This is a genomic window from Chelativorans sp. AA-79, assembly GCF_029457495.1.
Classification (GTDB): domain Bacteria; phylum Pseudomonadota; class Alphaproteobacteria; order Rhizobiales; family Rhizobiaceae; genus Chelativorans.
Map to the genome: position 1 here is coordinate 4070940 of NZ_CP120361.1, position 25796 is coordinate 4096735.

Below are 25796 nucleotides of genomic sequence, written 5' to 3' on the forward strand. Positions count from 1 at the left end.
GCCTCGGAAATCCCTAACATTTTATTACAAAAAGTAGTTGCGCGTGATTCCGCCCAGCATGTACCTCTTGGAACAATAACTGATTCGGGGGCGGGCCGATGATAGTAGTGGTAGACGAGCGAGAGCTCGTCACTGAAGGATATACTTCGCTTTTCAATCGAGAAGGTGTCGCGACGGCGGGCTTCCGTCCGCCGGAATTCGACGAGTGGGTCGGCACGGCGGCGGACGACGATCTGAGATCCGTGCAGGCGTTTCTGCTGGGACAGTGCAGGACGCCGGAAAGCCCGGCCCGGCGCATCCGCGACAGGACACGCGCTCCGGTCATCGCACTGTCGGAACAGAACTCGCTGGAGGACACGCTGCGTCTCTTCGAAAGCGGCGTCGACGACGTGGTGCGCAAGCCGGTCCACGTGCTGGAGATCCTGGCGCGCATCTCGGCCATCAGCCGCCGCGCACAGCAGCAAAGGCAGAATTTCGCTCAATTCGGACGCCTACGCATCTTTGCCGACGGGCGCGACCCGGAAATCGACGGCGAGGCCATGCCCTTGCCGCGGCGCGAGCGGCGCATCCTGGAATATCTCGCGAACAACGCCTCGCGGCGCGTCACCAAGACCCAGATCTTCAACGCCATCTACGGCATCTTCGACGAGGACGTGGAGGAGAACGTGGTCGAAAGTCACATCAGCAAGCTGCGCAAGAAGCTGCGCGGGCGGCTGGGCTTCGATCCAATCGATTCCAAGCGGTATCTCGGTTACCGGCTGATGCCTGACTAGCGAAGCGGGCGCGAAGGCCAGTTTCACGCAAGTCCCATCCGGTAGCCTGCTCGCGGCGAGCAATAGGAGAGTCCGATGAGCCTTTACGGCATGATGAGAACCGGCGTTTCCGGCATGAACGCCCAGGCGAACCGCCTTTCGACGGTGGCCGACAACATCGCGAACTCCAGCACCAACGGCTACAAACGGGCGAATACGGAGTTCTCCACGCTGGTGGTCCCAAGCACCCAGGGCGCCTACAATTCGGGCGGCGTGACCACGACGGTGCGCAACGCCATCTCCACGCAGGGCGTGCTGCAATACACGACCTCGGTCACCGACCTCGCCGTCAACGGCGACGGCTTCTTCGTCGTGCAGAACGGGGGCGGTCAACCCTACCTCACGCGCGCCGGCGCATTCGTCCTCGACGGCGACGGGCGGCTGGTGAACGCCGCCGGGTTCCAGCTCATGGGGTACAGCTACGCCAATGGCGCGCCGTCGGCCACGGCGAACGGCTATGCCGGCCTGGAACCGATCACGATTACCCAGCCGGAGCTCGTGGCGACGCCTTCGCGCAACGGCCTCTTCTCGGGCAACCTGCCGCTCGGCGCCGAAGCGGTTCCGGCCGCCGACCTGCCTTCGGCCAATGCGGCGACGGCCTCCTATTCGGCAAAGACTTCGCTCGTGGCCTATGGCAATCGCGGCGAGGAAGTCCTGCTCGACGTCTATTTCACCAAGACGGCCGACGACACCTGGGAAGTAGCGGTCTTCAACCGGGCGGATGCCGCGCCGGACACTTCCTTTCCCTATGCCTCCGGTCCGCTGGCGACGGAGACGCTGTCCTTCGACCCGACGACCGGCAGGCTCGGCGGCACCAGCGCCAATGGCATCACGGTCCCGGTACCCGGCGGCGACAATCTGGAGATCGATCTTTCCGCCGTCACGCAGCTCCACGCGGGGTTCCAGGTGCAGGACGCGAAGGCGGACGGCGCGCCGCCGAGTTCCATCGAGAGCATCGAGATCAGTTCCGACGGCATCATCTATGCGCAATATGCCGACGGCTCCTTCGAGCCGCTCTACCGCATCCCCCTCGCGAGCGTGCCGAGCCCCGACGAGCTCCAGGTCCTTTCGGGCAACGTTTTCGCCGAAAGCGCCACGTCCGGCGGCGTTCGCCTCGGCTTTGCCGGCGCGGACGGTTTCGGCGACATCGCGTCCGGGGCGCTCGAGAACTCGAACGTGGACATCGCCGAGGAGCTGACGAACATGATCGAGTCCCAGCGCAGCTACACGGCGAATTCCAAGGTGTTCCAGACCGGATCAGACCTGATGGAGCTCCTGGTCAACCTGAAGAGATAGCAAGGCTCAAGAAGGCTGGCGTCATGGACGCCAGAAAGAGGAGAGATGTCGCTCACGTCTGCACTGAGTATCGCCCAATCGGCGCTGTTCAACACGTCACGCCAGACGAGCATCGTTTCGCGCAACATCTCGGAAGCCTCCAATCCCGACTATACCAGGCGCTCCGCATCGCTCCACAGCACGGCGGGCGGAGCAAGGATCGGCGATATCCGGCGCGCGACGGACGAGGTGCTTTTCCGTCAGAACCTCTCCGCACAGTCGGGCTGGCATGCCCAATCCAGTCTCTCCAAGGGCCTCGACACGCTGCAGGTCAATGTGAACGGCGTCGACAATGCCTCCTCGCCGGCCTCCGCACTCGGTGCGCTGCAGACGGCGCTGCAGACCTATGCCGCCACGCCTTCCAACAGGACCCTGGCCGAAAGCGCGGTCGAGGCGGCGCGCGGCGTGGTGCGGTCGCTGAACGACGGCACGGCGGCGGTACAGTCCTTCCGCTCCAGTATCGACCGGGAGATCGCCGCATCGGTGGACGAGCTCAACCGGCTTCTCGCCGATTTCGGCGCGGCCAATGAGGAGATCGTCTCCGGCACACGCGCCGGTCGCGATGTCAGCGACGCGCTCGACCGGCGCGATGCGCTGCTGAAGCAGATCTCGGCCCATGTGCCGGTCTCGACCGTCATGCGCTCCAACAACGACATGGTGCTCACCACGACGGGCGGCGTCACCCTGTTCGAGACGGTGCCGCGGCCGGTCACCTTCGCGCCGACGGCGACCTATACCGCCTCGACCGCCGGCAACGGGATCTATGTGGACGGCGTGCCGCTCACGGCCGGCAGCGGCGGCAACACCTCCGCCTCGGGAAGCCTCGCGGCCAATCTGCAACTGCGCGATCAGGTGGCCGTGCAGATGCAGCGGCAGCTCGACGAGGTCGCGCGGGGGCTGATCACGGCCTTTGCCGAGACCGACCCCGGCGGGACGCTCGCGGATGCCGCGGGGCTCTTCACCTGGCCGGGCGGCCCCGCGCTTCCGGCTGACGGCACCCTCGTGGACGGACTGGCGGGTGCGATCCGCGTCAACCCGGCCATGGATTCGACGGTGGGCGGCAACCCCGAACTGCTGCGCGACGGCGGCGCCAATGGCGGCGCCTATGTCCACAATGCCGACGATGCGGCTTCCTATTCCGGCTTGCTCAACAGCTATGTGGAAAGGCTGGAGGAGCCGGTCTCCTTCGATCCGGCGGCCTCGCTCGGCACGTCGCGAAGCCTCATGGCCTTCTCCAGCGAGGCGATCGGCTGGCTGGAAAGCCTGCGGCAGGACGCCGCCCGCGGAGCGGAAGCGAAGGAGGCGCTGGCGATGCACACCGCCGCTTCGCTGTCCAACGAGACCGGTGTGAACATGGACGAGGAGATGGCGCTGCTGCTCGAGCTAGAGCATGCCTACCAGGCTTCCGCCCGGCTGATGTCGGTCATCGACGAGATGCTTGCGACCCTGATGGAGGCGACGCGATAGCCATGAAGGTTTCCTTCGTATCCACGAGCGCCATTTCGCAGACGCTGCGGTTCCAGATGATGCGGATGCAGGCGGATCTGGTGCAGCGCCAGGAGGAGGCGACGACGTTGCGCCTGTCGGACCCTGGCAAGGTTTTGGGAGCGCGCGCCGGCTCCAGCTTCTCCATGACGCGCGAGATCACGCGGCTTGAAGGCCTTATCGACTCCAACAGCCTGGCCGGCAACCGGCTGAAAGCCACGCAGGACAGCCTGACGCAGCTCGGGGAGATCAGCCAAGGCCTGCTTTCCACGCTGACGGCGGCGATGTCCGGGGTGAACGATACGGCGATCGTGCAGGCGGAAGCCAAGCGCGCGCTGGAATCCATGACAAGCGTGCTCAACGGCAACTTCAACGGCGAATATCTCTTCGCCGGCATCGACACGGACGTGAAGCCGCTGAACGACTTCACCGATCCCGCCTCGCCCAACAAGGCCCAGTTCGACGCACAGTTCCTCGCCTATTTCGGCTTCAGCCAGGACGATCCAGCGGCGGCGGGAATCACGGCGGGGCAGATCGATGATTTCCTCGACACCGTCATCGAGCCGAGCTTCATGGGCGCCGGCTGGCAGACGGCCTGGTCGAACGCCTCGGACCAGCGGGTGACGAGCCGCATCGCGCCCAACGAGACGGCGCAGACCTCGATGACCGCCAATGGCGGCGGCATGCGGAAACTCGCCATGACCACCTCGGTCCTCAGCGAATTCCTCGCGATCTCGCTGGGCGACGAGGCGCGCCAGGCGCTTTACAAGCAGATGACCGCGACGGTGGGCGAAGCCGTGCCGGAAATCGCTTCCGCGCAGTCGGAGGCGGGCGTCATCGAGAAGCGCGTCAAGGATGCGAGCGAGCGCATCTCGTCCCAGATCGACCTCTACAAGATGTTCGTGAACGATCTCGAAGGGGTCGATCCCTTCGAAGCGTCAACGCGGGTGAACGAGCTCCTCACCCAGATCGAGACTTCCTATGCGCTCACCGCGCGCATCCAGCAGCTCAGCCTCCTGCGCTACCTGCCGTAACAGCCAAGCGAGACGGGACACTTCATGTACCAATTTTCCTACAGCGAAATTCAGACCGACTCGCTGGCCGACGCGAAGGATCGCGAGCACCAGCTGCTGACGCGCTCGATCGATCTCCTCACCACCGCGCGGACCGCCGGGCCGCAATCGCGCGAGGCAACCGAAGCCATACTCTTCATGAACCGGGTCTGGACGTCGCTGGTGGAGGATCTCGGGCATCCGGACAACGCGCTGCCGAAGGAGTTGCGTGCGAACCTCATCTCCATCGGCCTGTGGCTCCTGCGCGAGGGCGAAGAGGTGCGGCAGGGCCGCTCGGACAATTTCGACGGGCTTATCGAAATCTCCCAGATCATCCGCGACGGTTTGCAATGAAGAAGACACTCAAGATCTCGCTCAAGCCGAATGAGAAGATCTATGTCAACGGGGCGGTGATCAAGGTCGACCGCAAGGTCTCGCTCGAGTTCCTCAACGATGTGCAATTCCTACTGCAGCAGCATGTCCTGCAGCCGGAGGAGGCGAGCACGCCGCTGCGGCAGCTCTACTTCGTCGTCCAGGTGATGCTGATGAGCCCAGACAATGCCGAGAAGACGCGGCAGCTTTTCAAAAGCACGCTCGGCAATCTTCTTTCCGTCTTCCGGAACGAGCGCATCCTTGCAGGCCTGAAGCACATCGACACGCTGGTCGGCGAAGGCGACGTCTACGAGGCGCTGAAGGCGATCCGCGCGCTTTATCCGCTGGAGGAGGAGATCCTGTCGGGGCAGCGCCAAAGCCCCGAAACGAACAGCCCCGAATTCAGCTTTGCACGCGCGGTGGGAGAATAGAATGAATGTCTCGACAGTGAATTCGGCCTCGCAATCCCAGCAGCAGGCCTCCGCTCCGCAGACCGTCGACTATCAGGCCTTTCTCAAGCTGCTCGTCGCGGAGATGAAGAACCAGGACCCGACGAGCCCGATGGAATCGACCGACTACGTGGCCCAGCTCGCCACGTTCTCGCAGGTCGAGCAGTCGGTGCAGATGAACTCCAAGCTCGAGCAGATCCTGGCGGCCTCGTCGCTCTCCCAGGCGGGCAGCCTCGTGGGGCGCGAGATCACCTCCGCCGACGGCACGGTGAAGGGCACCGTGGCCGAGGTGAAGCTCTACAGCGACGGCGTCGTCGCCAAGCTCGACAGCGGAGAAGAGGTGATCGTCGGACCCGGCGTGGTGATCCGCTGACATGAACGAGGCCGACGCGCTGGAAATCGCGCAATACGCGATCTGGACGGTGCTGCTCGCCTGCGCGCCCGGCGTCGTCGTGGCGATGGTCGTGGGCATCGGCATCGCGCTGGTGCAGGCATTGACCCAGGTACAGGAGATCACGCTGACCTTCGTGCCGAAGATCGTCGCCATCCTGCTCGCGGTCGCCCTGTCCGGCCCGTTCATCGGCGCGCAGATCTCGTCCTTCACGACCGTCATCTTCCAGCGCATCGAGAACGGGTTCTAGCTCTCCGCCTTCGCACAAGCTTCGGCCGGTAACGTGCCTTCCATGGAGGCGTGACATGGCATCGAGCGAAGGCGTTCTCGTCCCGGAGAGGGGAAAACACGGCCGCGATGTGGGCTTCGCGGTCGGCATCGTCATCATCCTCTCGATCCTGTTTCTGCCCGTACCGGCCTTCCTCATCGATGTCGGGCTCGCCTTCTCGATCGCCTTCTCGGTGCTCATCCTGATGGTGGCGCTCTGGATCCCGCGGCCGCTCGACTTCTCGTCCTTCCCCACCATTCTCCTCATCTCCACCATGCTGCGCCTTTCGCTCAATATCGCGACGACGCGCATGATCCTGTCCGAGGGGCACGAGGGCACGAACGCGGCCGGCTATGTGATCGGCGGCTTCTCCAAGCTGGTGATGAGCGGCGATTTCGTCATCGGCCTGATCGTCTTCCTCATCCTGATCGTGGTGAATTTCGTCGTCATCACCAAGGGCTCCACCCGCATCGCCGAGGTGGGCGCGCGCTTCACGCTCGACGCCATTCCCGGCAAACAGATGTCCATCGACGCCGACGTCTCGGCCGGCATCATCGACGAGAAGGAGGCGCAGCGGCGCCGGCGCGAGCTGGAGGAGGAGAGCGCCTTCTTCGGCGCCATGGACGGCGCCTCGAAATTCGTGCGCGGCGACGCGATCGCCGGCCTCATCATCACCGCCATCAACATCGTGGGCGGCATCGCCATAGGTTACGCCCGCCACGGCATGGATCTGGGCGAATCCGCCGACATCTTCACCAAGCTTTCCGTGGGCGACGGCCTCGTCTCGCAGATCCCGGCGCTCATCGTGTCGCTTGCCGCGGGTCTCCTCGTCTCCAAGGGCGGCACGCGCGGCTCGGCGGACCAGGCCGTCTTCGGCCAGCTCAGCGCCTATCCGCGCGCGCTCTTCGTGGCCGCGATGCTGCTCGGCGTGCTGGCGCTCGTCCCCGGGCTTCCCGCCTTGCCCTTCCTGGCGCTCGGCGGCGTCATGGCCGGGCTCGGCTATGTGCTGCCCAGGCGGGAGAAGCAGCGCGCCGACGCCGCCGTGGAAGCCGAACGCCAGGAACAGCTCGCCGCGTCCGAGGAGGAGCAGAACTCCGTCAAGGCCTCGCTCAAGACGGCCGAGATCGAGCTGCTCATCGGCAAGCAACTCTCGACGCGGCTCATCGCCTCGCACCAGGAACTCGCCTTCCGCATGAACAAGATGCGCAAGAAGTTCGCCACCCAGTACGGCTTCGTGGTGCCGGAAGTCCGCCTCTCCGACGATTTTTCCATCCCGCCCAAGAGCTACCGGATCAAGGTACACGGAACCGTGGTCGCCGAATACCAGCTCCGCGTGGGCGAGCTCATGGTGCTGCTCGGCGGCAGGCCCGCACCCGAAATTCCCGGCGAGGAGGTGAAGGAGCCCGCCTTCGGCATGCGCGCCTATTCGGTGCCGGAGATGTTCGCGGAGGACCTGAAGAACGAGCAGCTCTCCTATGCAGACAACATGTCGGTGCTGCTCACCCATCTTTCGGAGGTCATCCGCAACAACCTGCCGCAACTTCTCTCCTACAAGGACATGAAGGCGCTGATCGACCGGCTCGACCCGGAATACCGCAAGCTCGCCGACGAGATCTGCTCTTCCCACATCACCTATCCCGGCCTGCAGGCGGTCCTGAAGCTGCTCCTGGCCGAGCGCGTTTCGATCCGCAACCTGCATCTCATCATCGAAGCCATCGCCGAGATCGCGCCGCATGTGCGCCGCACGGAGCAAATCGTCGAGCATGTGCGCATCCGCATGGCACAGCAGATCTGCGGCGATCTCAGCGATGCGGGCGCGCTGAAGGTGCTCAGGCTCGGCAACCGTTGGGATCTTGCCTTCCACCAGGCGCTGAAGCGCGACCCCAAGGGCGAGGTGCGCGAGTTCGACATCGATCCGCGCCAGCTCGAGGAATTCGGCCAGGAGGCGGCGAAGGCGATCCGCACCCAGATCGATGCCGGCGAGCGTTTCGTGCTCGTCACCGCGCCCGAGGCGCGGCCCTATGTGCGCATGATCATCGAGCGCCTGTTCCCGACGCTCCCGGTGCTGAGCCATGTCGAGATCGCCAAGGGCGTGGAGATCAAGGTGCTGGGGGCGATTTCCTGACGGACATGCCGAGCCGCTGCGCACCCCCTCTGCCCCATACCATCGCCACGTCCGCACCGCGCGGCCATGATTGAGACGGCCGTCATCGCCGCCTTCCTCGCCTTCTGCCGGGTCGGCGCCTGTTTCATGCTGATGCCGGCGCTCGGCAGCGCCCGCGTGCCCATGCAGGTGAGGCTCTTCGTGGCCGTCGGCGCCTCGCTCGCCCTCCTCGCGCATTTGTGGGACACCATCGCGCCCCATGCAGGAGACCGGCCAGACAGGCTCTTCCTGGTCATCGTCTCGGAGCTTCTGATCGGCGCACTGATCGGGCTCGTCGCGCGCTTCTACGTGCTCGCGCTCCAGTTCATGGGCTCGGCCATCGCCATGATGATCGGCTTCGGCATGGCCGGTGGCGGCATTGCCATCGAAGAGAACGAGCCGCAGCCAGCGGTGGCGGCCATCATCTCCTTTTCGGCGCTGATGCTGCTCTTCGTGCTCGATTTCCATCATGGGGTCATCCAGGCCCTGGTGACCTCCTACCGCCTCGCGCCCATGGATGCCCTGTTCGATGCGCAGTCGGCACTCATCGACCTGTCGGACACGCTCTCGCAATCCTTCTTCGTGATGATCCGGCTTGGCAGCCCCTTCATCGCCTATGCCATCCTGATCAATCTCGCCTTCGGCTTCATCAACAAGCTCACGCCGCAGATTCCCATCTATTTCATCTCGCTGCCCTTCGTCATCGCGGGCGGACTTGTGCTTCTCTATTTCGGCATCGGCTCTCTGCTCGCGCTCTTTGCCGACGGCTTCTTCCCCACAACGATCGGAAGGTGAGCAATGGACAGGCGGCACCGGCTGGCGAAACTCCTCATCCTGCAGCAGCGGATCAAGGGACTGCACGAGGCGCGCCATGCCGCCGGTCTCAAGCAGGCTGCCGACGCCCAGGAAGAGGCGAAGACCCTCATGGAAAGCCTCGCGGCCCCCGACAGCGTCTCCTCCCTCTTTCCCGGCCTCTGGCACGAGCGGATCGGCAGGGCGTTCGCCAGGCGCGATGCGCATCAGGAGGAAGCCCGGGCGGAGATGGAGAAGGTCGCCGCGGCCAGCGCCCGCGCCGACATAGTGAAGCGCGCGCATCGCACCGCGCAGCAGCGACATGAGCGGAACGCGGAGGAACGCGCCGTGCTCGAGATCATCGAACGCATGCCGAAGCCTGACGGCTCCCAATAGACCTGCAAAATGCTCAGGCAAGTCTGCCGCAAGCTTCCCCTGCCATATTGGCTTTGTTGAAACGGATCATCGGTCGTGGCGATTTCACCTCCAGGCGACATCCTTCTCGAAGTGGCCCGCGCGGCCAGCCCGGAAAAGGTGCAGGCGGCCCAGGTGCGCCTGCGCGCCATCGCCGGCGCCGGCAATGGCGCATTCGACCACCACACGGCAGTCGAGGCCTCCGCCCATGCCGGGCAAAGGCTCCCTGCCGCTGCGGATCAGCCCGATGCCTTCGTGAAGTTCGAGGCGATGGTGCTGGAAAGCTTCTTCCAGACAATGCTGCCCAAGGATGCCGGCACCGCCTATGGCGAAGGGCTTTCCGGCGAGATGTGGCGCGGCCTGCTGGCCGGTCAGCTGGGCGAGGTCTTCGCCAGGCGCGGCGGCATCGGCATCGCCGGGCGCGTGCTGGGCGATCATTACCTCGAGGACGGAACGAAGATTCCCGTCGCCGGAGTTTCCTTCGGCCGGCAAGCCGCGGAGGCCGCGGAGCAGGCGGCCCTCTCTACAGCGCTGGTCGAGGAGATCGAGCGCCAGGCGGCAAAACCTCTGGCCGGCGGGGCACCGTCCCCGGAGAATGGAGAGTAGCAGGAGATGCGGAAACCGCCCATGCAAGATCTGATCACCAAGCCTGGTCCCGGTCCGGCCGCGGACGCGATCCCATCGGACGGACGAGGCTCCAGCCTGCTCAGCCTGATGGTTCGGATCGAGGACTGCATCGAGACCGAGACGGCGTCGCTGCGCGCGGATCCCCGTTTCGACATCAAGGCGTCGAACGCGCGCAAGGGCCGCCACCTCCACGAATTGACCAAGGCGCTCAAGGGAATGAAGGAGAGCGACCTCGATCCCGAGCACCGTGCGGCGATGACCCGGCTGCGGGCCAAGCTGGCCATCAACGAGGCAACGATCCGGGCTCATCTGAGCGCGGTGGGCGAGATCGCATCTCTTTTGCAGAACGTGATCGAGCGCGCGCAGGCCGACGGCACCTATTCCATGCACGAGTTCGGGCAGCGATAGGCCGATGTTCAAATTCGTCCTGGCCGCCATCTGGATCAGTGCCGCCACGCTCGGCGCCGTGCTCTATTCCTTCCAGATGTCGCAGGCGCGCGGCAATGCGGAGCCCGCACCGCCCTTCTTCGGCGGGCTCGATTATGTGCGCACCGGCGTGATGTCGGTGCCCGTCGTGAAGAACGGCCGGGTGGACGGCTATTTCCTGGCGCGTCTCGTCTACACGGTCGAGCCAGCCAAGATGAAGGCGCTCTCCCTGCCGGCGAACCTCCTCCTGCTCGACCAGCTTCACTCCTATCTCTACGGCAATCCCCAGATCGACTTCTCCGACAAGGAACACGTCGATCTCGACGCGCTGCGCGGCGGAATCCGCGACAGCATCAATGCACGTGTGGGCGACAAGCTCGTGCACGAGGTGCTGGTCGAGCAGATCGACTATCTCTCAAAGGCCGACATCCGCGACAACGCCATCCGCCGACGCCTCGGCCCGGAGCCGTGAGGACCAGTCCTGTAAGCGAAGTCACCTTCCGACCGGCAGCGCGGCTGTTTGGTCTTGAAAAGCAGCCTTCGGGCGGTATTGGATAGGACGGTCAGATTGGCCGGGGCGGATTTCCCCCAGGTACGACCGGCATAAATGGCATTATGCCGCTGCTGAAGCAGGGTTGACAGGACGAACGGCCTGGGGCTTTTGTCGCCCACTCGATCTTCACCCATGGTGACGAGATCTGGTCGACCATCGGAAAGGCGTTGTCTCACTCAATGACAATCATTCCCGCAATCATCAGCGGCGGAGCCGGCTCGCGGCTTTGGCCATTGTCGCGCGAGATGCATCCGAAACCCTTCATCGAGCTTCCGGACGGGAGCACGCTCATCGGGCGCACCTATTCGCGGGCGGCGCGGCTCGGCGGGGTGCGATCCGCCATCACGGTCACCAATCGCGAGCTTCTGTTCCTGACCTCGGACGCCTATGCGGAGGCGGCTGCGCCCGAAGTGGCGAACACCTTCCTTCTGGAGCCCTTCGGCCGCGACACGGCCGCGGCGGTGGCGCTCGCCACGGTCCATGCCGCCGCCGAGAACGGCCCCGACGCCAAGCTGCTGATCCTGCCTTCCGACCACCTCATCGGTGACGAGGCGGCCTTCGCCGCCGCGGTGGCGAAGGCGGAGCAGATCGCCACGGGCGGTCGCATCGTGACCTTCGGGATCGTGCCGGAGGGTCCCGAGACCGGCTACGGCTATATCGAGGCCGAGGACGGCAACGTCCTTCGCTTCGTCGAGAAGCCCGACCTCGAGCGGGCGAAAGAGTATGTGGCCAGCGGCCGGTTCCTGTGGAACTCCGGCATGTTCCTCTTCGCCGCCGGGACGATGCTGCAGGCCATGGAAGCCCACTGCCCCGACGTGCTTGCGGGCGCGACGACCGCCTATGAAGCCGCGCGCAGAAGCGAATCCGACCGCCGCACGGCGTTCGAGGTGGACCCGGAAGCCTTCGCGGCGACGCCGGCCATCTCCTTCGACTACGCGGTCATGGAAAAGGCGGAGAACGTCGCCTGCGTGCCCGTCGAATGCGGATGGTCCGACATCGGCTCCTGGGCCGCGCTGGCGGATGTCTACCCCGCCGATGAGCAAGGCAACCGCTCGGCCGGGGAAACGGTGTTCCAGGACGTGGAGGGCTGCTTCGTCCAGGCGCAGGACCGGCTGGTCGGGCTGGTGGGCGTTTCCGACCTGCTCGTCATCGACACGGCGGACGCGCTTCTCGTCGCGCACAAGGACAAGGCGCAGGACGTCAAGCATCTGTTCAGCTGCCTGAAGGCCCAGGGCCACGAGGCGGCCAAGCTGCACCGCACCGCCCATCGCCCGTGGGGCACCTATACGGTGCTCGAGGAAGGCGACCGCTTCAAGATCAAGCGCATCGAGGTGAAGCCCGGCGCGAGGCTCAGCCTGCAGGCCCACCATCACCGTTCGGAGCACTGGGTCGTGGTTTCCGGTACCGCAAAAGTAGTGAACGGCGAGCGGGAGATCCTCCTTTCCACAAACGAATCCACCTACATCCCCTGCGGCCACAAGCACCGCCTGGAGAATCCAGGCATCCTGCCCCTCGTCCTCATCGAGGTGCAGAGCGGCGAATATCTGGGAGAGGACGACATCGTGCGGTTCGATGACGTCTACGGCCGAGCGTAGCAGACGAAGAAGGATTCGGACGTGCCAAAGAAGAAAGTTGCGCTGATTACCGGAATTACGGGACAGGACGGGGCCTATCTAGCAGAACTTCTGCTGGCGAAAGGATACTCCGTGCACGGCGTTAAGAGGCGCTCTTCACTGTTCAATACGGACCGCATCGATCATTTGTATCATGACCCGCATGAGAGTGGGGTCGACCTTACACTTCACCACGGCGACTTGACAGATTCGTCGAGTCTCATGCGCGTTATACAATTGGTTCAACCAGACGAAATTTACAACTTGGCCGCTCAGAGTCACGTAGCGGTTTCCTTCGAGGAGCCTGAGTATACTGCAAATTCAGATGCGCTGGGCGCATTGCGCATTCTCGAAGCCATCAGAATTCTGGGCATGGTTGACCGCACGCGCTATTATCAAGCCTCGACATCTGAATTGTATGGACTGGTTCAGGAAACACCACAGACTGAAGTGACGCCATTTTATCCTCGCTCCCCTTATGCCGTAGCCAAGCTGTATTCGTATTGGATTACGATAAACTATCGGGAATCTTACGGCATATATGCCTGCAATGGAATTCTATTTAATCACGAATCCCCGATACGCGGCGAAACCTTTGTAACACGCAAGATCACGCGTGCGCTATCTCGAATTAAACTTGGAATGCAGCGGCGACTATTCCTCGGCAACCTTAATGCACGGCGTGATTGGGGCCACGCTCGCGACTATGTTGAAATGCAGTGGTTGATGTTACAGCAGGAGGCCCCTGAAGATTTTGTGATCGCAACTGGAGAGCAACACTCCGTGCGCGAGTTCGTGACGATCGCGGCGGCTGAACTCGGTATCGACATTCGCTGGGAGGGTGAAGGAGTCGACGAAAAGGGTTATGATGCCAAGACAGGCACTCTTGTCGTAGAAGTGGATCCCCGTTATTTCAGGCCAGCGGAAGTCGAGACGCTCCTGGGCGACGCACGCAAAGCCAAGGAAAAACTAGGATGGGAGCCTAAGATATCATTCATTGAACTGGTCAAGGAAATGGTTCGCGAGGACCTGCGGGCGGCAGAGCGCGATGCGCTTTTGATGAAGCAGGGTTATCATTCATACGCTCCGAAAGAATGACGATGGCGAGCATTCCTGTTTATCGACCGCGGCTAACAGGCAACGTCACTGCCTATGTCAATGAATGCCTGTCGTCGGGATGGATTTCCTCAAGAGGAGAATTTATTTCTAAGTTCGAGAGTGGGTTCGCGGAGTATGTCGGTGCGGCTGAGGCAACATCTGTAGCGAATGGAACGGTAGCGCTCCACCTTGCCCTCGTCGCTCTCGGCATCGGACCAGGTGACGAAGTAATCGTGCCGAGCTTAACATATATCGCCTCCGTCAACACGATACTCCAGGCAGGCGCCACGCCGATCTTCGTCGATTCGCTCGAAACCACACTACAGTTGGATCCGCAAGCCGCCCATAAAGCCATCACGCCGCGCACGAGAGCCGTGATGGCCGTGCATCTCTACGGTCATCCCTGCGCGATGGATGCCATTGTCGGCCTGTGCGAGGAGCACGGTCTTCTTTTGATCGAAGACTGTGCCGAAGCCGTCGGCACCCTCTGGAAGGAGCAGCACGTGGGCACTTTCGGTGATGCGGCGACATTCAGCTTCTTTGGCAACAAAACCGTCACCACAGGTGAGGGGGGCATGGTTCTGGCCAAGGATCCGATCGTGATGGAACGTTGCCGACATCTAAAAAGCCAAGGGGTCTCCAAAACGCGCGAATATTGGCATGACACGCTAGCTTATAATTATCGAATGACGAATATCCAAGCGGCGATTGGGCTCGCGCAACTTGAGATCGCCGAAAGCATTCTTGAGCGCAAGAAAGCGATTGCCGAAAGCTACCGGGGGGCACTTGTCGGCCTGCCTTTGAGGATGCATGATCCGGTCGGGCCTGTAGAACATTCCTTCTGGATGTGCTCCATCCTTGTCGATGATCCGTCCCGTCGCGATCCGCTCCGCGAGCACCTTGCAGGACATGGGATCGAGACTAGGCCATTCTTCCCTCCTGCTCACCTCATGCCGCATTGTCGAGCAAACATCAGCCTGCCAGTGGCGGAAAGCATAAGTGATCGTGGGATCAACTTACCTAGCTATCCTGACTTGACCTCTGAAGAGATCGAGCGCATCAGCGAAGCCATCGCATCCTTCTACCGATAGAAACCCGGTATGAATCCGCTCGACTACATAAACGGCGTGTGGGCAGCGCGCTACTTTTGGTGGCATCTGGCGATGTCCGATCTTCGTGCGCGCTGGAGACGTTCCTTTTTCGGTGTCTTCTGGTCGATCCTGCAGCCGCTAGGCCTGACACTTCTCATATCACTGGTCTTTAGCAATATATTCGGTAGTTCGCTTGGCGCTTATGCCCCATATATACTTTCGGGAATGCTTGTCTGGGACTATGTCATTTCGACCGTCGTCGGCGGTGCCTTGGCTTTCGTCCAGGCGGACGCCTACATCAAGCAAACCAGGCACCCACTGGCCATATACACATTGCGTAACGTCGTGGCGGGACTTTTCATTTTTGCGCTGGCCGGCACGGCGCTTATTGTCTGGGTGCTTGCCGCGTTTCCGCAAAATCTCTCGTGGAGTTGGCTGGCCGCGCTGACGATCTTCCCGATATTGGCGATGATCGCCTGGCCGTGGGCTACCCTAATGGCTTATATTGGAACGCGTTTCCGAGATTTGCCGCACGCGCTTGGCCTGGCTATGCAGGCAATGTGGTTCGTGTCGCCGATCTATTTCGAGGAAAGCGTCTTCCGGCGTGGCGATCTGCATATCCTACTCGATTACAATCCCATCTACCATCTGCTCGAGATCGTCAGGGCGCCCCTGTTGCGGGGAGAATGGCCGACGCTCCTCAACTATGGGTGGTGCATCGCCACGGCGCTGGTAATCGCAGCGCTTGCCATAATCATTGGACGGCGCGCGGAAAAGAAGGTGATCTTCTATCTATGAAGAACGCAATTCGGCTTCACAGGGTCAATTTGCATTACGCCTCCACGGCGTTTCACGAATCGTCCCTGAAGACTATTCTTGCCTCCGCGCTGCATTTCCGGCGCCAGAAAAAGGAGATTGTGGACATCCATGCGTTGAAGGACATCAGCCTTGAGATAATGGAAGGGGAGAGGGTCGGCCTGCTCGGCCACAACGGAGCGGGCAAGAGCACGTTCCTCAAGATGGTTGCCGGGCTATATCCCATCTCGTCTGGATCCCGAGACGTGAGGGGCGTCGTGCGGTCTCTCTTCGATCTCAGCCTAGGTTTCGAGCCGGACGCAACGGGCCGGGAGAACATTCTCTATCGCGGACTTCTGCTTGGCCTCACGCCGAAATTCATGCGTTCCATCGAGGAGCAGATCGTGGCGTTCGCAGAGATCGGTGAATTCATCGACTATCCCATCAAGACCTATTCAGCCGGAATGCAGATCAGGCTGGCCTTCGCCATATCGACCGCGATCGGAGGCGACATACTTCTGCTCGATGAGGTCGTCGGCGCGGGCGACGCGAACTTCATGGTGAAAGCCAAGAAGCGCATCATGGAGCTTGTCGACAACGCGGAAATCCTTGTTCTCGCCTCGCACGATCTCGGCACGCTGAAATCGCTCTGCAAACGCGGTGTCGTGCTTCATCACGGCGGCCTCGCCTTCGACGGCCCGATCGATGAAGCCGTCACCACCTATCGCCGCATCAATGGAGTTGCCGCATGAGCGGAGGCCGGCCCCGCCGTGTTATGTGGCTGCTCAACCACAAGGCAGCTCGCGAGTTCGAAATCCCGATGCTGAAACGCGTGGGTTTCCAGGAGATATTCCTGCCCAAGAGTTTTCCTCAGGACCACAATTTCCGCTCCGCCGACGTCGACCGTTCCGAAGACCGGAACCTCACAATCCCTTCGTCCGACCTGGAGAAGCTCAACGCGACCAATTGGTACGCGCCGGTGCCGCGCGATATCTGGGAGATCGCCAACCGCCACTTCGATCTGGCTTTTTTCACGCTTCACAATCTGGACGCCGTGGAGCGCATGGCCGCCAGCTTCCATGGCGCAATGCTCCTGCGTGCATTTGGTTTGGTGAGTACGACCTTGTCCTCGTACAACAAGCTCCTTGAGCTGCACGCCGGTGCACATGGAGCGCTCAGCCAGGCACGCCATAGACTTTGGCTGGCGGAAGCCTATAGAGGCATAGGTGCAAACGAAGGCACGTGGCTCGGGCGCCGCTCCGTATATTTACCTCTGGGGCTTGCCGCCCCTGCCCCAACGGACAAATGGGTCGGCACGGACAACCGCTTAATGTTCATTTGTCCAGATATAGAATTCAATCCATATTATCACAACATATACAAGAGATTTTTGCGGGACTTTAAAAAAATCCCATATATTATCGGAGGCGCACAGCTTATACCTGTAAAAGATTCTGATGTAACCGGCTTTCTTCCCGCTGAAGAATTCAAAAGGTATATGCGCGAGCTGAAGGTGATGTTTTATCACTCTTCGGAGCCTCGGCACGTTCACTACCATCCTTTCGAGGCAGTGCGGACGGGAATGCCGCTCGTCTTCATGGCCGGCGGTGTGCTCGAGAAGCTTGCCGGCCGGCCGCTTCCCGGCCAGGCAAAGACCACTGCCGAAGCCCGAACGAAGATTGAACGCATACTTCGGGGCGACAGGCGGCTGATCGATTCAATACGCGAGAGCCAGACTGTGCTTCTGGATGCGATGGCGCCGGCGCATCTGGAACCGTACTGGCATGAAGGATTGCACCGCATTCTCGCCAATCTGGACGAACAGCGCTTGCTGGCGGCGGAACATGCCAGGCGAAGGAAGAAGGTCGCCGTCATCGTACCCCTCGGGTATCGAGGCGGCAGCATGCGCGCCGCCAAGCTCGTGGCCGAGGCGCTGCTCCTCGGCAGCCGACAGTATGGAGAGGAGGCACAGATCGTCCTTGCTCATCTGGAGGAGCCGGGAATTTATTCCGAAAGAGAGTTCGATGATCTGGCACCGAGCATTCAACTGCGCCCTTTCCAGTGGCAGGAAGTTGATGCCAGCCATGCCCGAGACGCAATGAAACTGGCACAGCACGACGGGTGGAAGCCGAAGTGGAACAAATATCAGGTTCCGGATGACGGAATCAATCACCTGCTCGATTGCGATGTCTGGGTCATAGTATCGGATCGCGTTGATTGCCCAATATTGCCTATGCGCCCGCGTGTCCACATCATATACGACTACATACAACGCTACATCGACATAATGGAAAGCTATCGGGATTGGCCCTTTCTTAACGCCGCACTGGATGCGGATCATATTCTTGTAACGACGGAGTTCTCACGCAAGGATACCATCCAATATGCTGGCGTGAATCCGGATCGTGTAACCAAGATGCCAATGTTGGCTCCCCGCTTCAAGAAATCCTCGCAACTCGGAAAGAAAAGCGCCCCCGACTATTTCTTATGGACTACCAATGTCGCCCCTCACAAGAATCACGAGCGCGCCTTACAGGCGCTATCGATCTATTATGGGGAGTTGAATGGGGGGTTGCACTGCTACGTCACCGGCGTCGACAGTGAGCGCCTACTTCAAAAAGACGTCAAACATCTGAAAGAGGCCAGAAAGGTTTACAGAGGGGATCCCAACCTCTCGGCGAAGGTGAAGTTCCTGGGTGAACTCCCGGACAAGCGCTATCAATCGCTTTTGGCCCAAAGTGCCTTTCTCTGGCATCCCGGACTTATCGACAACGGGACTTTCAGTGTGATCGAAGCCGCCTATCTCGGTGTCCCTTCCCTTTCGAGCGATTATCCGGCCATGCGGGAGATCGATCGGCAATTCGCGCTCAACCTGACGATGTTCAAACCGACCGATATCGGGCAAATGGCCGAAAAGCTGAAATGGATGGAAGAGAATTTCAGCCGGGCGCGAGAGATATTGCCCGAGCAGGAAATCCTGGACAGCCAAGATGTTTCCAAGCTGGCCGGAGCATATTGGGCGGAAGTGAGGGAATGGCTGTGAAGACCTACGGCATTTTCCTTGCATATCCACCCACCGTAAGCCTCCGTGCGGAGGGGCTGGGTCGTTATCTGGCAGCCTTCGTCAAGGGGGCTACGCATCGGGGCGACATCAACTTGGTAATTGCAACTCCGAGCTGGTTTCGCCAACCGCTGCAGGAGTTGTTTGACGAGCATGGCATTCCACTGGCGGCCATAAAGTTCGTCGGGCCGGAAACTCAACCCTTGCTGCTCACTCTGCACCAATGGGTTGGCCGTGCTACCCGGCGAGTGGTGAAAAGACCCCGGTTGCATTGGGCCAGCAGATTGCTTCACGCGATGCGGGCGCACGCGCGCTGGCTGAGCTACCGTATCGTTGGCTCGCGCGATCCCATTTCTTTCGCAGTAGTCATTCTTTATTCGGCATTTCTTCTGTTGCTTGCCTCGCCTGTTATTCTGGTCGCCTTCCTGATCCATCTTGCACGCCGCTTCCCCAACGCAATGCAGAAACTTGTTAACCGGGGTATTGGCCGCTTGCAGATTCGACAGCGGTTGGCTCAACCGGTACGCCGTTTGCTGCCAAAGGGTGGCGTTCAACGCTTTGCCTTTACCCGCATGCTAGAGCGCGAAGTGGAGGTAATGGTGGAAAAGGCGAACAAGGCTGGCGCTGTTGCCGCCTGGTATTCGCCGACCTCTCTGTGGCCTGGCTTCAACCGGTTGCGGGCTCCCAAGCTTGCCTGTTTTCCCGATCTCGTTTTTTTGCAATTTCCAGTGGCCTTCGGCGCGGAAGGATTGGCCGCTACGAGCCGGATGGATGGAATTCGAGAAACGGTGGAGGGCGGTCAGCTTTTCGTCACCTACAGCGAACACGTCAAGCGCTCTGTGATGATGAGAGCCCTCGGCGTGCCGTCCCACCAGGTTGAAGTGGTGCTACACGGGCCGAGTTCCCTGAATTCCCGGGTCGATGTCCAGGGTCTCGGGGATAATGATGCGGCTGCCCGCAGCCTATGTCTGGAACTAGCGAGACAGGCACTCTCCAATGCCACCGGGCCATCCCGCGGACAGCGCTTCGACGAGGTGCGATTCGATTTCCTGTTCTATGCAAGCCAGTTCAGGCCGTCGAAAAACGTCACCACACTTTTGCGTGCTTACGAATTTCTGTTGCGCAGGCGGTATATCGGTCACAAACTGATACTCACGGGCCATGGCGACAGTCCTGACATCAAGCGGTTCATTCGGGATCACAAGCTCGAGCGTGATGTTCTGTTCCTTCATGGCCTGAGCGAAGCGCAGCTCGCCGCACTTTACAAACTCGCCGATCTGGCCGTGAACCCCACCCTCTCGGAGGGGGGCATGCCCTTTACTTTCACTGAGGCGGTTTCCGTGGGGACGCCCGTCGTCATGAGCGACATAGAGGTTACGAGGGAAGTCATCAAGGATCCCGACCTGCGGGCGGCGACGCTGTTCGACCCCTATGACTGGCGATCCGTTGCCGACAAGATCGAATGGGCGCTGGAAAACAAAAATTCGCTCTATGCCATGCAGCGCAAATTCTACGACAATGTGCTATCCAAGCGGACGTGGGAGGACGTCGTGGCGGAGCACATAGCGATCCTTGATCGCATCGTTGCGCACCAGAAGGTGGTGTCTGCGTAATGCCAGGGGACATTCCGCGCGGCCTCTACATTCTGGGTTATGGGGGCCATGCCCGCAGCGTCGCCGACGTCGCCCTGCAGATCGGCATCGAAAACCTCATTTTTGTCGATCCAAACGCCGCGGAGGCGGAAGCTTTCGGGAAATTCCCCGTTTTGCGTGGCCTGCCCGGCCAGATCGAGGATGGTTGGGCGATGTTCCCTGCAATTGGAGACAACGGAATCCGTAAAGCCGTCAGTGACGACCTCATGAGCAAATTGATCACCATCGTCTCGCCGGACGCCTCGATTGGGCTGCAAGCGGAGATCGGCCCGGGAACCTTCGTGGGACGGCATGCGCATGTCGGTCCCTTCGCCCGGATTGGAATGGGCGTGATCGTCAACACGGGAGCCGTGATCGAGCACGACTGCGTTGTGGGTGATTTTTCACATGTTTCCGTAAACGCTACCGTGGCGGGAAACAGCCGCATAGGCAACAATGTGATAGTTGGTGCGGGTGCTACCGTCATCGATAAGATTGCCATTTGCGACGATGTCATTGTCGGTGCAGGTGCGACCGTTGTCCGTGACATCGGGCGGGCCGGCACATATGTCGGCATACCAGCGAAGCTGTCTTGAAACCGCTTCTACCGTCATCGTACCGGCAACTTGATAGCTATTCGACAAACAACGCGTTTCATTTCCCCATCCGGGATAGGTTGACTTGGCCCAGCATCGAACCGTGGTCGTGCACGATTATTTCGCCATTAGAGGCGGAGGCGAACGTCTGGCGCTGACGCTTGCGGAGGCGTTGGAAGCGGATATCGTCTACAGCTTTCGGGAGAAAGAGAGCTATCCCGAGAGCATGTTCCGTCCGTCCATCGACTTCAACTTGCCGCCAATGCTGCGGCAAACCAGCATTCGAACAGTGGCATTGGCCTGGCACTTCTTTCGCGCCCAAAATGTCGTACGCGACTATTCCATCCGAATTTTCAGCGGCTCCTTCGCGCCCTTCGCCGCCCCTGACCGCCAGGCCGGGGGCGTCAATATCTTCTATTGCCATACGCCACCGCGCTTCCTCTACGACCAGCGCGAGCATTTCCGCAACCGCCTGCCGGGGCCGCTCCGCCTCCTCGCGCCGGCGCTGCTCCGGCTCTTCGAGCGGGGCTACACCCGGTCCGTCGCGCGCATGGACGTGGTCGTCGCCAATTCGCAGAACACGCGCGCGCGCATCCAACGCTATCTCGGGCGGGACAGCGTGATCGTCTACCCGCCCGTCGATACAGACCGTTTCCTCTGGCGCGGGCAGGGAGACTACTATCTTTCCACCGCGCGCCTCTCCTCGCTCAAGCGGGTGGACAAGATCGTGGAGGCCTTCCTGCGGATGCCGGAGAAGAAGCTGGTGGTGGCCTCCGGCGGCGAAGACCTGGAAGCGCTGAAGCAGAGGGCGGCCGGCGCACCCAACATCACCTTCCGCGGCTGGGTGGACGACGACGAGCTGCTCGATCTCGTGGGCAACGCGACCGCCACCATCTATCTGCCGCGCGAGGAGGATTTCGGCATGTCGCCGGTGGAATCCATGGCCGCCGGCAAGCCGGTCATCGGCGTGGCCGAGGGCGGGCTCCTGGAAACCATCGTGCCGGAGGAGACGGGCATCCTGCTTCCGCCGGATTTCAGCGACCAGGATCTCGTCGCTGCGGTGCGGAGGATGACGCCGGAGCGCGCGCTCGCCATGCGCCCCGCCTGCGAGGCGCGCGCGCGCCGCTTCACGCGTGAGACATTCGTTTCGGCCATGCGCGAGGTCATCGAGGACGCGCTCAGGAAAGCGTCCGGTAAAGACCGAGATACTGCCGGCACATCTCCTCCGCCTTGAACAGGCGCTCATAGCGCGCGCGGGCGGCCTGCCCCATCCGCGCGACGGCTTGCGGATCCCCGGCAAGCTTCCTCATGGCTTCACCGAGCGCCTGGGCATCCGCCGGCGGGACCGCCAGGCCAGTCTCGCCGTCCAGATTGACATAGGTGGTGCCCGTACCGATCTCGCAGGAGATCATGGGCTTTCCCGCCCGCGCAGCCTCCAGCAGCGCCACGCCGAAGGCTTCCGAGCGGAGATGGGACGGGAACACGAATGCCCTGCACAGATGGAGGAGAGCGGCCTTGTCGCGATCGGAGAACGTCTCCACGAGTTGCAGGTTCGGCAGCTTGCGCGCGCGGATTTCGGCCTCCATCGCGCCCTTTCCCGCGATCACCAGGGGCAGGCCGGTCCGCTCGGCCGCATCCAGGAGGAAGGGCAGGCCCTTATAGTATCGCAGCGCGCCCACGAAGAGGAAAAAGCCTTCACCCATCCGCTGCCGCCACTCCTCCACCAATGCGACAGAAGGAGCCTCCTCGTCGGCCAAGCCGATGGGAATGACGGAGGTCTTGTCCCGATAGCGCCGGAGCACCGCGCTGCTCTCGGCGTAGTTGGGCGAGGTCGCGACGATGCGGTCGACGCCGTCGAGGAACCGCCGCATCATCGGCTCATAGAGACGGCGCAGCACCCGCTGGCGCACGATGTCCGAGTGGTAGGTCACCACCGTGGGGCGATCCGGCCTCTCCAGAAGATGAAGAAGATCCGCCATCGGCCAGGGAAAGTGGTAGTGCACGATGTCGGCAGTGCGCGAAAGCTCGCGAAAGGCCTTGAAGACGGAGAGCGAAAGCCCGGTCGAGGCCATATAGAGGTCGCGCTTGGCCTGGTAGCCGAAATGGCTGCCGACCGGGTAGCGCCCCGCGCCGACCCGTTCGCCCAGGGAAAGGACGCAGCTCTCGACCCCTTCAGGCGCCAGCCCCTCGGCGATCTCCCAGATGACGCGCTCGATGCCGGTGAAGCTGTCAGGGAGATAGGTCTTGAAGACGTGGAGAACTTTCACTGGCTGATCCTGTCGGACGGCGGAATTCCGCGTGCAATGCCCGTCCTATTCGGGAGTGCCCGCACGGGCAAGCTTACTCCGCCGTCAGCACCACCTTCACGCTCCGGCTCCGGTCGAGGGCAAGCCGGAAGGACTCCGGCGCCGAGACGAGCGGGCATTCGGCCGTGACGAGGCGCGCGACATCCACCTCGCCGCTTGAGATCAGGTCGACTGCCCGGCCGAATTCCTCGCCGAAACGGAAGGTGCCCTTCAGGTCGATCTCCTTCGCCATCACCGCATTTGCGGGCACCGGGATCTTTCCGCCCGGCAGATTGCCGACCTGCACCACCGTGCCGCCCCGGCGGACAGTGCGGATGGCCGAGTCGAGCCCGGCTCCCGTTCCCGAGATTTCAAAGACCACGTCGAAAGGCTGCTCGCGCGCAGTCTCGGCGAGCAGATCCTCGCCCGCCGAGACGTCGATGGTGCGGTCCGCCCCGAGCGTCCTGGCGAATTCGAGCGGGGCCGCGGCGATGTCGATCACCGTGATTTCCCCGGCGCCAGCGAGCTTCGCCGCGAGCATGGTGAGAAGTCCGATCGGCCCCGCGCCGATGATCGCCACATGCGCTCGGCCGACATCGCCCGCCCGTGCCACCGCATGAAGGCTCACCGCCAACGGCTCGGCGAGCGCCGCCGCCGCGAAGGGCACGTGCTCCGGCACCTTCACGCATTGCGCCGGCATGGCGTCGAAGAGCGTGGCGAAACCGCCCTGCATATGCGGTGTCTTGGAGGCCGAACCCATGAAATAGATGTTCTCGCACAGATTGGGCCGCCCCTCGCGGCAGCGCGCGCAATGCCCGCACCAGCGCGAGGGATTCACCGCCACGCGGTCACCGACCTTCAGGCCCGGCGTCTCGCCGCTGATCTCCGCGATCTCTCCGGCGATCTCGTGGCCCAGGATCAGCGGCGCGGTGACCACGAAATCCCCCGTCCGGGCATGGCGGAAATAGTGCATGTCCGAGCCGCAGATTCCGCCCGCGCCGAAGCGCACGCGCACCATGCCGCGCGCCAGCGCCCCCAGCGGGTGCTCGCTCATGCGCAGGTCTTCGGGCCCGTAAAGGGTGGCCGCCAGGGCAGTGATCATCGGATCAGTCCCAGTTGTGTCGGCAGCCACAGCGATATGGCCGGAACGAAGGTGATGATCAGCAGCGCGGCGATCAGCGGCACCAGCCAGGGCAGGATGGCCATGGCCGTCCGTTCGACCGACAGTTTCGAGATGCGCGAGAGAACGAACATCACCACACCCACGGGCGGCGTGAGCAGTCCGATCATCAGGTTCAGCGTCAGCACCAGGCCGAAATGCACCGGGTCGATGTCGAACTTGGCGATGATCGGCATCAGGATCGGCACCATGATGGTGATGGCGGCGATCGTGTCGAGGAAGCAGCCGATCCCGAGCAGCAGGACATTCACCAGGATCAGGAACACCCACTTGTTGTCGGTAACCGAGAAGACGAGATCGGAGAAATACTGCGCCGCCTGGCTCACCGTCAGAAGCCAGGCGAAGATCGAGGCCGCCGTGACGATGAAGAGCACGGAAGCAGTCGTCTCGATCGTCTCGAAGCTCGCCTTGGCGAGCGAGCGAAGCGTCATGGAGCGGTAGCGCACGAGCCCCAGGAAGAGCGACCAGATCACGGCGGCCACGGCCGCCTCCGTCGGCGTGAACCAGCCCATGGTCATGCCGCCGATCAGGATGATGGGCGTCATCAGCGCCATCACGGCGGAGAAGTCGAAATACCAGTCGAGCAGCACCAGCGCGACCAGCGCGATGCCCACCGCGACATTGGGCGAAAGCCCCGCCATGATGAGCAGGTAGACGGCCACGGGGAAGGCGGCGACGACCAGAACCTCGGCGGAAGCCGCCGCCAGCCGGCGCAGGCTGAAGGGCGTGTCGGAGCCCCAGCCGCGACGGTAGGCGAAGAAGGCGACCGTTCCCATCATCAGCGCCATCATCACGAGCCCGGGCAGGATGCCCGCCATGAAGAGCGCGCCGATCGAGACATTCGCCATCATCCCGTAGATGACGAAGGGCAGCGAGGGCGGCATGATCGGCCCGAGCGTGGAGGATGCCGCGGTCACGCCGACCGCCGCCTCCGTGGGATAGCCGTGGTCCTTCATCGCCTTGATCTCGATCGTGCCGATGCCGGCGGCGTCCGCGAGGGCGGCACCCGACATGCCGGCGAAGACCACCGAGCCCAGTATGTTCACCTGCGCCAGGCCGCCTTTCATCCAACCCACCACGGCGAGCGCGAATGTATAGATGCGGCCGGTCACGCCGGCGGTGTTCATCAGGTTGCCCGCCAGGATGAAGAAGGGCACGGCGAGCAACGGAAAGCTTTCCACACCCGCGATCATGCGCTGCGCGGCGATGATGTCGGGCGCCACGCCGTAAATGACGAGATAAAGCAGCGAAGCAGCGGCCATGGACACGGCCACGGGCACACCGACGATCATGAGGAGGAGAAAGGAGCCGATCAGAAGCAGCATGC

26 protein-coding genes are annotated in these 25796 nt (G+C 62.1%); 23 read left to right on the top strand and 3 right to left on the bottom strand.

The features are described 5' to 3' along the window. The first annotated feature begins 98 nt into the window (after positions 1-98). The 23 genes from PVE73_RS19915 to PVE73_RS20025 all read left to right on the top strand — a co-directional run bounded on the left by PVE73_RS19915 (position 99) and on the right by PVE73_RS20025 (position 22238). Positions 99-773, top strand: coding sequence for a response regulator transcription factor (locus PVE73_RS19915; RefSeq protein WP_277363907.1), 675 nt, complete (start codon positions 99-101; stop codon positions 771-773). Positions 774-848: 75 nt separating this feature from the next. Next, entirely contained in the window at positions 849-2108 is a 1260-nt protein-coding gene (locus tag PVE73_RS19920; protein ID WP_277363908.1) for a flagellar hook protein FlgE, read from the top strand. Between the two features lie 45 nt (positions 2109-2153). Further along, positions 2154-3614 carry a flagellar hook-associated protein FlgK gene (gene flgK, locus PVE73_RS19925; protein ID WP_277363909.1) on the top strand — a complete coding sequence of 487 codons (1461 nt, stop codon included), beginning with the start codon at positions 2154-2156 and terminating at the stop codon, positions 3612-3614. A gap of 2 nt (positions 3615-3616) precedes the next feature. Beyond that, on the top strand, positions 3617-4666 hold the full coding sequence (locus PVE73_RS19930; RefSeq protein WP_277363910.1) for a flagellar hook-associated family protein: 1050 nt from the start codon (positions 3617-3619) through the stop codon (positions 4664-4666). 24 nt (positions 4667-4690) lie between these two features. Continuing rightward, positions 4691-5038, top strand: coding sequence for a flagellar biosynthesis regulator FlaF (gene flaF, locus PVE73_RS19935; RefSeq protein WP_277363911.1), 348 nt, complete (start codon positions 4691-4693; stop codon positions 5036-5038). Further along, positions 5035-5487 carry a flagellar biosynthesis repressor FlbT gene (gene flbT / locus PVE73_RS19940; RefSeq protein ID WP_277363912.1) on the top strand — a complete coding sequence of 151 codons (453 nt, stop codon included), beginning with the start codon at positions 5035-5037 and terminating at the stop codon, positions 5485-5487. The genes flaF and flbT overlap by 4 nt, the downstream gene beginning before the upstream one ends. 1 nt (position 5488) lies before the next feature. Next, the gene (gene flgD, locus PVE73_RS19945; RefSeq protein WP_277363913.1) at positions 5489-5878 is read left to right on the top strand and encodes a flagellar hook assembly protein FlgD; all 390 of its coding nucleotides are present in this window, start codon (positions 5489-5491) and stop codon (positions 5876-5878) included. 1 nt (position 5879) lies between these two features. Then, positions 5880-6146 (top strand): flagellar biosynthesis protein FliQ, encoded by a 267-nt coding sequence (fliQ, locus tag PVE73_RS19950; protein ID WP_277363914.1) that lies wholly within the window; start codon positions 5880-5882, stop codon positions 6144-6146. A gap of 55 nt (positions 6147-6201) precedes the next feature. Then, complete coding sequence (gene flhA / locus PVE73_RS19955; protein ID WP_277363915.1) at positions 6202-8289, top strand: flagellar biosynthesis protein FlhA; 2088 nt, start codon at positions 6202-6204, stop codon at positions 8287-8289. A gap of 66 nt (positions 8290-8355) precedes the next feature. Next, positions 8356-9102 carry a flagellar biosynthetic protein FliR gene (fliR, locus tag PVE73_RS19960; protein ID WP_277363916.1) on the top strand — a complete coding sequence of 249 codons (747 nt, stop codon included), beginning with the start codon at positions 8356-8358 and terminating at the stop codon, positions 9100-9102. A gap of 3 nt (positions 9103-9105) precedes the next feature. Continuing rightward, positions 9106-9495: a hypothetical protein gene (locus PVE73_RS19965; RefSeq protein ID WP_277363917.1), complete on the top strand. Its 390-nt coding sequence runs from the start codon at positions 9106-9108 to the stop codon at positions 9493-9495. 75 nt (positions 9496-9570) lie between these two features. Further along, complete coding sequence (locus tag PVE73_RS19970; RefSeq protein WP_277363918.1) at positions 9571-10119, top strand: hypothetical protein; 549 nt, start codon at positions 9571-9573, stop codon at positions 10117-10119. Positions 10120-10140: 21 nt separating this feature from the next. Then, positions 10141-10548, top strand: coding sequence for a hypothetical protein (locus PVE73_RS19975; protein ID WP_277363919.1), 408 nt, complete (start codon positions 10141-10143; stop codon positions 10546-10548). A 4-nt stretch (positions 10549-10552) separates the two neighbouring features. Then, complete coding sequence (locus tag PVE73_RS19980) at positions 10553-11038, top strand: hypothetical protein (protein WP_277363920.1); 486 nt, start codon at positions 10553-10555, stop codon at positions 11036-11038. A gap of 260 nt (positions 11039-11298) precedes the next feature. Then, entirely contained in the window at positions 11299-12714 is a 1416-nt protein-coding gene (locus PVE73_RS19985) for a mannose-1-phosphate guanylyltransferase/mannose-6-phosphate isomerase (RefSeq protein WP_277363921.1), read from the top strand. Positions 12715-12735: 21 nt separating this feature from the next. After that, positions 12736-13830, top strand: a complete 1095-nt coding sequence (gene gmd, locus PVE73_RS19990) for a GDP-mannose 4,6-dehydratase (protein WP_277363922.1) — start codon at positions 12736-12738, stop codon at positions 13828-13830. A 2-nt stretch (positions 13831-13832) separates the two neighbouring features. Continuing rightward, a complete protein-coding gene (locus tag PVE73_RS19995; RefSeq protein WP_277363923.1) occupies positions 13833-14921 on the top strand; it encodes a DegT/DnrJ/EryC1/StrS family aminotransferase in 1089 nt (362 codons plus the stop codon). A gap of 9 nt (positions 14922-14930) precedes the next feature. Then, positions 14931-15719, top strand: coding sequence for an ABC transporter permease (locus PVE73_RS20000; RefSeq protein WP_277363924.1), 789 nt, complete (start codon positions 14931-14933; stop codon positions 15717-15719). Continuing rightward, positions 15716-16468 carry an ABC transporter ATP-binding protein gene (locus PVE73_RS20005; protein ID WP_277363925.1) on the top strand — a complete coding sequence of 251 codons (753 nt, stop codon included), beginning with the start codon at positions 15716-15718 and terminating at the stop codon, positions 16466-16468. The genes PVE73_RS20000 and PVE73_RS20005 overlap by 4 nt, the downstream gene beginning before the upstream one ends. Further along, entirely contained in the window at positions 16465-18759 is a 2295-nt protein-coding gene (locus PVE73_RS20010) for a glycosyltransferase (RefSeq protein ID WP_277363926.1), read from the top strand. The genes PVE73_RS20005 and PVE73_RS20010 overlap by 4 nt, the downstream gene beginning before the upstream one ends. Continuing rightward, positions 18750-20390: a glycosyltransferase gene (locus PVE73_RS20015; protein ID WP_277363927.1), complete on the top strand. Its 1641-nt coding sequence runs from the start codon at positions 18750-18752 to the stop codon at positions 20388-20390. Before PVE73_RS20010 ends, PVE73_RS20015 begins: the two co-directional genes overlap by 10 nt. Next, entirely contained in the window at positions 20390-21004 is a 615-nt protein-coding gene (locus PVE73_RS20020) for an acetyltransferase (RefSeq protein WP_277363928.1), read from the top strand. The genes PVE73_RS20015 and PVE73_RS20020 overlap by 1 nt, the downstream gene beginning before the upstream one ends. Positions 21005-21089: 85 nt before the next feature. Then, positions 21090-22238 carry a glycosyltransferase gene (locus tag PVE73_RS20025; RefSeq protein ID WP_277363929.1) on the top strand — a complete coding sequence of 383 codons (1149 nt, stop codon included), beginning with the start codon at positions 21090-21092 and terminating at the stop codon, positions 22236-22238. Here the strand turns inward: PVE73_RS20025 and PVE73_RS20030 are convergent. From PVE73_RS20030 to PVE73_RS20040, 3 genes are all read right to left on the bottom strand, one after another. Then, entirely contained in the window at positions 22183-23271 is a 1089-nt protein-coding gene (locus PVE73_RS20030) for a glycosyltransferase (protein ID WP_277363930.1), read from the bottom strand. The genes PVE73_RS20025 and PVE73_RS20030 overlap by 56 nt on opposite strands. A 73-nt stretch (positions 23272-23344) precedes the next feature. Further along, positions 23345-24391, bottom strand: coding sequence for an L-idonate 5-dehydrogenase (locus PVE73_RS20035; RefSeq protein ID WP_277363931.1), 1047 nt, complete (start codon positions 24389-24391; stop codon positions 23345-23347). Next, positions 24388-25794, bottom strand: coding sequence for a TRAP transporter large permease (locus PVE73_RS20040; RefSeq protein ID WP_277363932.1), 1407 nt, complete (start codon positions 25792-25794; stop codon positions 24388-24390). The genes PVE73_RS20035 and PVE73_RS20040 overlap by 4 nt, the downstream gene beginning before the upstream one ends. Between the last annotated feature and the right edge of the window lie 2 nt (positions 25795-25796).

Coding starts and splice junctions, on each gene's coding strand:
- PVE73_RS19980 (WP_277363920.1), top strand. CDS start 10,553: ATGTTCAAATTCGTCCTGGCCGCCATCTGGATCAGTGCCGCCACGCTC.
- PVE73_RS19920 (WP_277363908.1), top strand. CDS start 849: ATGAGCCTTTACGGCATGATGAGAACCGGCGTTTCCGGCATGAACGCC.
- PVE73_RS19985 (WP_277363921.1), top strand. CDS start 11,299: ATGACAATCATTCCCGCAATCATCAGCGGCGGAGCCGGCTCGCGGCTT.
- fliR (WP_277363916.1), top strand. CDS start 8,356: ATGATTGAGACGGCCGTCATCGCCGCCTTCCTCGCCTTCTGCCGGGTC.
- flhA (WP_277363915.1), top strand. CDS start 6,202: ATGGCATCGAGCGAAGGCGTTCTCGTCCCGGAGAGGGGAAAACACGGC.
- fliQ (WP_277363914.1), top strand. CDS start 5,880: ATGAACGAGGCCGACGCGCTGGAAATCGCGCAATACGCGATCTGGACG.
- flgK (WP_277363909.1), top strand. CDS start 2,154: ATGTCGCTCACGTCTGCACTGAGTATCGCCCAATCGGCGCTGTTCAAC.
- PVE73_RS20020 (WP_277363928.1), top strand. CDS start 20,390: ATGCCAGGGGACATTCCGCGCGGCCTCTACATTCTGGGTTATGGGGGC.
- PVE73_RS19995 (WP_277363923.1), top strand. CDS start 13,833: ATGGCGAGCATTCCTGTTTATCGACCGCGGCTAACAGGCAACGTCACT.
- PVE73_RS20005 (WP_277363925.1), top strand. CDS start 15,716: ATGAAGAACGCAATTCGGCTTCACAGGGTCAATTTGCATTACGCCTCC.
- PVE73_RS19975 (WP_277363919.1), top strand. CDS start 10,141: ATGCAAGATCTGATCACCAAGCCTGGTCCCGGTCCGGCCGCGGACGCG.
- PVE73_RS19915 (WP_277363907.1), top strand. CDS start 99: ATGATAGTAGTGGTAGACGAGCGAGAGCTCGTCACTGAAGGATATACT.
- PVE73_RS20015 (WP_277363927.1), top strand. CDS start 18,750: ATGGCTGTGAAGACCTACGGCATTTTCCTTGCATATCCACCCACCGTA.
- PVE73_RS19965 (WP_277363917.1), top strand. CDS start 9,106: ATGGACAGGCGGCACCGGCTGGCGAAACTCCTCATCCTGCAGCAGCGG.
- PVE73_RS20035 (WP_277363931.1), bottom strand. CDS start 24,391: ATGATCACTGCCCTGGCGGCCACCCTTTACGGGCCCGAAGACCTGCGC.
- PVE73_RS20000 (WP_277363924.1), top strand. CDS start 14,931: ATGAATCCGCTCGACTACATAAACGGCGTGTGGGCAGCGCGCTACTTT.
- PVE73_RS20040 (WP_277363932.1), bottom strand. CDS start 25,794: ATGCTGCTTCTGATCGGCTCCTTTCTCCTCCTCATGATCGTCGGTGTG.
- PVE73_RS20010 (WP_277363926.1), top strand. CDS start 16,465: ATGAGCGGAGGCCGGCCCCGCCGTGTTATGTGGCTGCTCAACCACAAG.
- flgD (WP_277363913.1), top strand. CDS start 5,489: ATGAATGTCTCGACAGTGAATTCGGCCTCGCAATCCCAGCAGCAGGCC.
- flbT (WP_277363912.1), top strand. CDS start 5,035: ATGAAGAAGACACTCAAGATCTCGCTCAAGCCGAATGAGAAGATCTAT.
- PVE73_RS19930 (WP_277363910.1), top strand. CDS start 3,617: ATGAAGGTTTCCTTCGTATCCACGAGCGCCATTTCGCAGACGCTGCGG.
- flaF (WP_277363911.1), top strand. CDS start 4,691: ATGTACCAATTTTCCTACAGCGAAATTCAGACCGACTCGCTGGCCGAC.